General features: G+C 42.0%; 3 protein-coding genes. All 3 read right to left on the reverse strand.

Annotated elements, in window-relative coordinates; genetic code table 11:
• Positions 1-121: 121 nt before the first annotated feature.
• From TH606_RS10960 to TH606_RS10970, 3 genes are read right to left on the reverse strand one after another with little or no spacing between them, the layout of a single operon-like run.
• Positions 122-2,800 (reverse strand): UPF0182 family membrane protein, encoded by a 2,679-nt coding sequence (locus TH606_RS10960; protein ID WP_068544009.1) that lies wholly within the window; start codon positions 2,798-2,800, stop codon positions 122-124.
• A gap of 4 nt (positions 2,801-2,804) precedes the next feature.
• A complete protein-coding gene (locus tag TH606_RS10965; protein ID WP_068544012.1) occupies positions 2,805-4,745 on the reverse strand; it encodes an aconitate hydratase in 1,941 nt (646 codons plus the stop codon).
• 9 nt (positions 4,746-4,754) lie between these two features.
• Positions 4,755-5,594: a hypothetical protein gene (locus TH606_RS10970; protein WP_068544013.1), complete on the reverse strand. Its 840-nt coding sequence runs from the start codon at positions 5,592-5,594 to the stop codon at positions 4,755-4,757.
• Positions 5,595-5,709 lie beyond the last annotated feature (115 nt).

Raw genomic sequence — 5,709 nt, forward strand, 5'->3', positions numbered from 1 at the left:
TAGCCAGCGGCTGTCTGAAACATCTATCTTTAGGGGCATGGGGGTTAAGCGGGAATTTAAGACTATTTAATGTTTTCGTTGTAAACGACGCTTATGATGTTAATAACATTTTGTCATTCCATTAAGGTTTGTTTTTTAATAACTCTCCCAGTTTGCGCCAGAGTCTTCCGAACTTTTCAAGGTCACCCTGTTTTAAGGCCTCTTCAGCCTGAAGGTAAATATCAAAAATAGGTTTTAAAGATGGAAGTATTTCCTGGCGAATTTTTTGCATCTGAGCTGAAGTTTTAGGCTTCTTTTCAATCTCTCCAAATATGGCGTTTAAAGCTCCTTCAAGGGTAGGCGCCATTTTGATTTCATTTTCATAGGCCACTATTACCCGCTTAAGCTCTGGGATCTGACCCGATTCTGCCTTCAAATATAACGGCTGCACGTACAATAAATTGCCTTCAATGGGAATGATGAGAAGAGTTCCAAGAATTACACGGCTACCCCGCTGATCCCACAGCGAAAGCTGGCGAGAAATCTCAGGATCCTGATTAATACGGCTCTCAATCTGCTGCGGCCCATAAACTAACTTCTGCTTAGGGAAACGATAGACCAGCATCTGACCATAATTGTCAGGATCACAACGTACACACATCCAGGCCGCCAGATTATGCTTTTTAGCCGGGTTAAAAGGTATCATCAAAATAAATTCAGCCTGCTTTTCCCCAGGAAGTTTCATGATGGTGTAATAAGGTTTCATATAACGGCGTTCATCGCGAAGACTTTTAGGAATCTCCCAGAGGTCCTCCTGGTTATAGAAAACTCGAGGGTCTTCCATATGGTAGGCACCAAAAAGCTTGGCCTGAAGCATGAATAACTTGTGTGGATACCTTATATGATGACGTAAGTCCTCTCTTAAATCCGAAATAGGCTTGAACATGCCTGGAAAAATCTTGGCATAAGTCCGTATGATAGGGTCAGTTGAATCCTTTAAATAAAAAGAAATATTACCGTTATAGGCATCAACTATCGCTAAGACCGAATTTCTTACGTAATTACCCACGCCTTTGACTCTACGAGAATAGGGATAACGATTGGAAACCGTATATCCATCTACAAACCAGAAAAGTCTTCCGTCACTACTGATCACGAGATAGGGATCGGCATCAAAGAAAATAAAAGGAGCTGCTTTACGAACACGTTCAGAAACTGAACGATGATAAAGAATTTTACTTTCTGAAGTTATATCGCCAGAAAGCAGAATCTTACTTGAACCAAAACGAATGGCAAATAGAAGCCTTCTAGAAATTGAACCTATATTTACCCCAGTCGTTCCATTATAAGTTGTATATACATTTTTTTCTCCTGCAGGGTAATCAAACTCTCTGGCTTTCGTACGCACGATAACATATTCATTGGCAATTTCTCCAAAATAAATAGCAGGCTGTTTAACCTGCAAATTACACTCAGAAACTGGAGGAATGTCTTTAATCAATAGTTTTGGCAAACCTTCTTCTGTCACTTCATTAACAACACCTAAAGTTAAACCATAACCGTGGGTATAAACTAAATGTTCGTTAATCCAGGAACGGCTTGGTAAATCTTCATAAGAAAGTTCCCGTGCTGATAACATTACCTGACGTAATTCATTATTGATTCTGTAGCGGTCATTATCTACGGAAACAAATTTATAATAGGTACGAATTTCTTGAATCTGACTAAAAGTTTCAAGAAGGGGCTCATGGTCCCAAAGTCTTATGTTTTTAATAGTATCCTGGTTGAGGGCAAGAACTTCTTTGGTAAGGGGAGGTCCAAATTTAAATTCCTGTTCATCTACTTTATCCAGGCCAAAAGCTTCTCGCGTAGCTTTTATTTCATAAGCCAGGTATTTCTTCTCTCGCTCAAGCTCATTGGGTTGAACCACATACTTGTGAACTATGCCAGGTAAAAACTTAAGCCCTACAAAATAAAGACCAGCATAAGCCAGAACCAAGCCAATCAAAATTTCTTTGCGGGGCTTAAAAACAAAAATAGCCGCCAACACGGCTGAAACCAAAGACACAATCACCAGGGCATTTAATACCGGAAGCACTACCTTGGCTTCGGTAAAACCTGCCCCGAAAACAACTCCCCTTTCATCAAATAGCAGGTCGGCTCTATCAAGCCACAGGTCAAAGGCCAGTCGCAAAAAGAAAAGGGCAAGCATTAAAGCCAAGTAACGCCTGAAGGGCGTGGTAAGAACTAGCTTACTGCTATAAGAAGACCTTATATGACCAAGCGCCAGAAAAAGGAAAAAACCAGTACTGGCACATAATACCCAAAGGACAAAGGCAAAATTGGCAAGATAGCGCCAGAATGGAAGCTTAAATACATAAAAAGAGATATCTAGCCCTAAAAGCGGATCAACTTTACCAAAACTAGTAGCCTTTAGAAAAAGGATAGCCTCTTCCCAGAAAGGTGCCGCTGAAAGGCCCAGGAGAATAGCTAGACTCAGGGAAACAATTTTTAAAACTAAACGATATTTCTCACTTAACCAAACACGAAATCTGGGGTCAAAAAAATCAGCAAAGGCCCCGGTTTTAACTGCTGTTTTATGGACCAGATAGCCGTTTAAATAAAAAAGAACCCCAGTTAAACCACCAATTACTAGAAAAAGTAGACTCTGGAGCCAGAACTTAAGGAAAAATACCCGTTCAAAACCCAGATCATGAAACCACAGGTAATCTGTATAGTAATATACAAAGGGCTTTCCCAGCACAATGAAAAGCCCAAATAGGGCAAAAAATAAAATTATAAGCTTATTTAGAATGCGCATTTATTTAGTCTTCTTTAGCCAGATTTAATAAAGAACCTGCCAAAATTATTTGTCTGTCTCTTTCGGTAAGGTCAATTTTTCCGTAAATGGTTCCCTTACCAACTATTTCAATTTCAAGGCTATCTCTTCCTTCAGAAAGCACCTGTCTCACGTTTTTGAAAATTAGCTCATCTCCTTGAGAAATTTTTTCATAATCATTGGGATCCGCAAAAATAACAGGAAGAATGCCAAAATTTATGAGGTTGGCCTTGTGAATTCTCGCAAAACTTTTGGCAAGCTTAGCTCTAACGCCAAGATATCTCGGAGCAAGGGCAGCGTGCTCCCGCGAAGAGCCTTGGCCATAATTTTCCCCGCCAACTACCGCAATCCACTTGCCCTGCTCTTTTAAGGCCAGCGCCTTTTTAGCAAATTCAGGATCAATATTTGAAAATACGTATTCACTTATAGCCGGCAAATTGCTGCGCAAGGGAAGGATCTTTGCTCCCGCAGGCATAATATGGTCAGTAGTGATATTGTCTCCCACTTTTAATAACACCTGGCAGCGCAACTCTTCTGGCATGGGCTCAAACTGAGGCAAAGGCACAATGTTGGGCCCTCTTATAATTTCAACCTTAGCCGCCTGTTCTTCAGGAAGTGGTGGCAGAAGAAGGGCATCATTAATAATAAAACGTTCAGGCAGCTCTATCTCAGGATAGGCCCCAAGTTTGCGTGGATCTGTAAATTCACCAGTTAAAGCCGCGGCCACTGCTACTTCTGGACTTACCAGATAGACCTGGTCATTTTTAGTGCCTGAACGGCCGGGGAAGTTACGCGTAAAGGTGCGCAAAGAGATGGTACCTGTAGCCGGGGCCTGCCCCATGCCAATGCAACCGAGACAGCCGCTTTGATGAATCCTTGCTCCGGCATGAATTAAGTCCTGCAAGGCCCCTAAAACATCAAGGTTTTCAAGCACCTGGAGTGAACCAGGGTTAATCTCAAAGGAAACCGAAGGATGGACTTTTTTACCTTTTAAGGCTTTAGCTACCACCAGCAAATCCCGCAAAGAAGAATTGGCACAGGAGCCAACTATTACCTGGGCTACCGGGAAACCTTCAAGCTCAGCAACTGGTTTTACATTATCAGGGGAGGAAGGACAGGCTGCCAGCGGTTCAAGAGAAGATAGGTCAAGTTCAATAATTTCGTCATATTGGGCATCAGGGTCAGCTAAAAGCTCCTGCCATTCTTCATCACGCCCCTGGGCCTTAAGCCAGGCCAGGGTTACTTCGTCAGAGGGAAAGACCGAAGTGGTGGCCCCCATCTCCGTACCAAGGTTGGCAATAGTAGCCCTGTCAGGCACGGAAAGAGAAGCAAGGCCCTCGCCGAAATATTCTATAATTTTTCCAAGCCCACCTTTTACCGTAAGTTTGCGAAGCATCCAGAGAGCAACATCCCTGGCAGAAACCCAGGGAGGAAGACTACCAGTAAGATGAACCCCTATAATACGGGGCATTATTAGGTGAAATGGCTTCCCAGCCATGGCCATGGCTACATCAAGCCCGCCTGCCCCTATGGCCAGCATGGCACAACCACCGGCCGTAGGGGTATGTGAGTCAGAACCAAGCAAAGTCTTTCCAGGACGGGCAAAACGTTCCAAGTGAACCTGGTGGCAGATACCGTTTCCAGGCCTTGAAAACCAAAGGCCATATTTAGCCGCTACGCTCTGTAAAAAGCGATGGTCATCGGCGTTACGAAAATCGGTTTGTAAAAGGTTGTGGTCTACATAAGAGACAGAAAGCTCGGTTTTTACCCGCGGAATACCTATGGCCTCAAATTCAAGGTAGGCCATAGTACCGGTAGCATCCTGAGTCAAAGTCTGGTCTATTTTTATAGCGATAGGTTCTCCTTTTTTTAAAGCCCCAGAAACCAAGTGAGTTTCAATAAGTTTTTCAGCTACCGTAAGCCCCATAAAAACCTCCTATACAGGTATAAGTCCAAAAGGTTCAGGATAAATTTCTTTGAGTTCAGCTAAAAGCTCAAGAGATGCGTCTTTTAAAGGATGATTCTCCTCTGCTAAAAAGCGGGTCAGAAAGGCCATGTATTGAATAAGGGGTTGATAAAGAAAACCCTTCACCCCGTAAGAAACGGGATAGAAATGGGAGGAAACTTCTTCGGGGAATTCCCGTAAAAGATTAAACAATTTTTCACTGAGAGCTTTAACTGTTGGCTCTTCTCTGTCCAGGACATAAATTTCTGTCATCTTTTCTAAGATTATGGGTTTAATATCTAGCTCATAAAAATAAGGAAGGTCAGCAAAGCCTATTTGAAAAACGGATAGGAAATACGCATGTCTCAGTTTTATAGCTATATCAAGGTTTTCAAAATCTTTTTTTGTAAAAAGGCCAAATTCTATCCCTAAGGGCTGGACTAAACCTCTTTTAGGCCACAAATCTTCAAAAAGCCAAGGGAAATAATTACAAAGAAAAATAAGTAAGGCTTTGGCTACTTTTTGTTCTTTAAGCTCTTGATAAAGGAGCCTTAAGTCTTTAATTGTTCCTGAAAGGAGATAATGTTTTTTTTCTAGCTTATCTATATTTACGCGGCAGGGCTGCTGCTCCAAAAATTTATAAAAAGGGCTTTCACTATCAAGGCGCACCTCAAGTACCAGGCTGGCTAAAGATAACAAATTTTCATTTTCCCTTAGTTTTTGAGGATCTTTTGAGATACCTAATGAAGTGGCCTGTTCCTGTAAAAACTCTATGGGGTCATTAAACTTGGGTTGTAGACCTTTTTTAAGATACGGTTTTACTATTTCCATAGCTCGCTAACTTAGCATTTTTTATTTGATTTGGCGAGCGGGGGACAGGCAAAAATTTATTTAGAGGTTGGCAGCTCCTGGTCCAGAAAAAGGTAGTATTTCAGTAATTGTGTCC

Origin of the sequence: Thermodesulfatator autotrophicus, assembly GCF_001642325.1 — a bacterium.
In the GTDB taxonomy this organism is placed as follows: Bacteria; Desulfobacterota; Thermodesulfobacteria; order Thermodesulfobacteriales; family Thermodesulfatatoraceae; genus Thermodesulfatator; species Thermodesulfatator autotrophicus.

Excerpts from the sequence above, each read along its gene's own strand:
- TH606_RS10970 (WP_068544013.1), bottom strand. The coding sequence starts at position 5,594 with ATGGAAATAGTAAAACCGTATCTTAAAAAAGGTCTACAACCCAAGTTT.
- TH606_RS10960 (WP_068544009.1), bottom strand. The coding sequence starts at position 2,800 with ATGCGCATTCTAAATAAGCTTATAATTTTATTTTTTGCCCTATTTGGG.
- TH606_RS10965 (WP_068544012.1), bottom strand. The coding sequence starts at position 4,745 with ATGGGGCTTACGGTAGCTGAAAAACTTATTGAAACTCACTTGGTTTCT.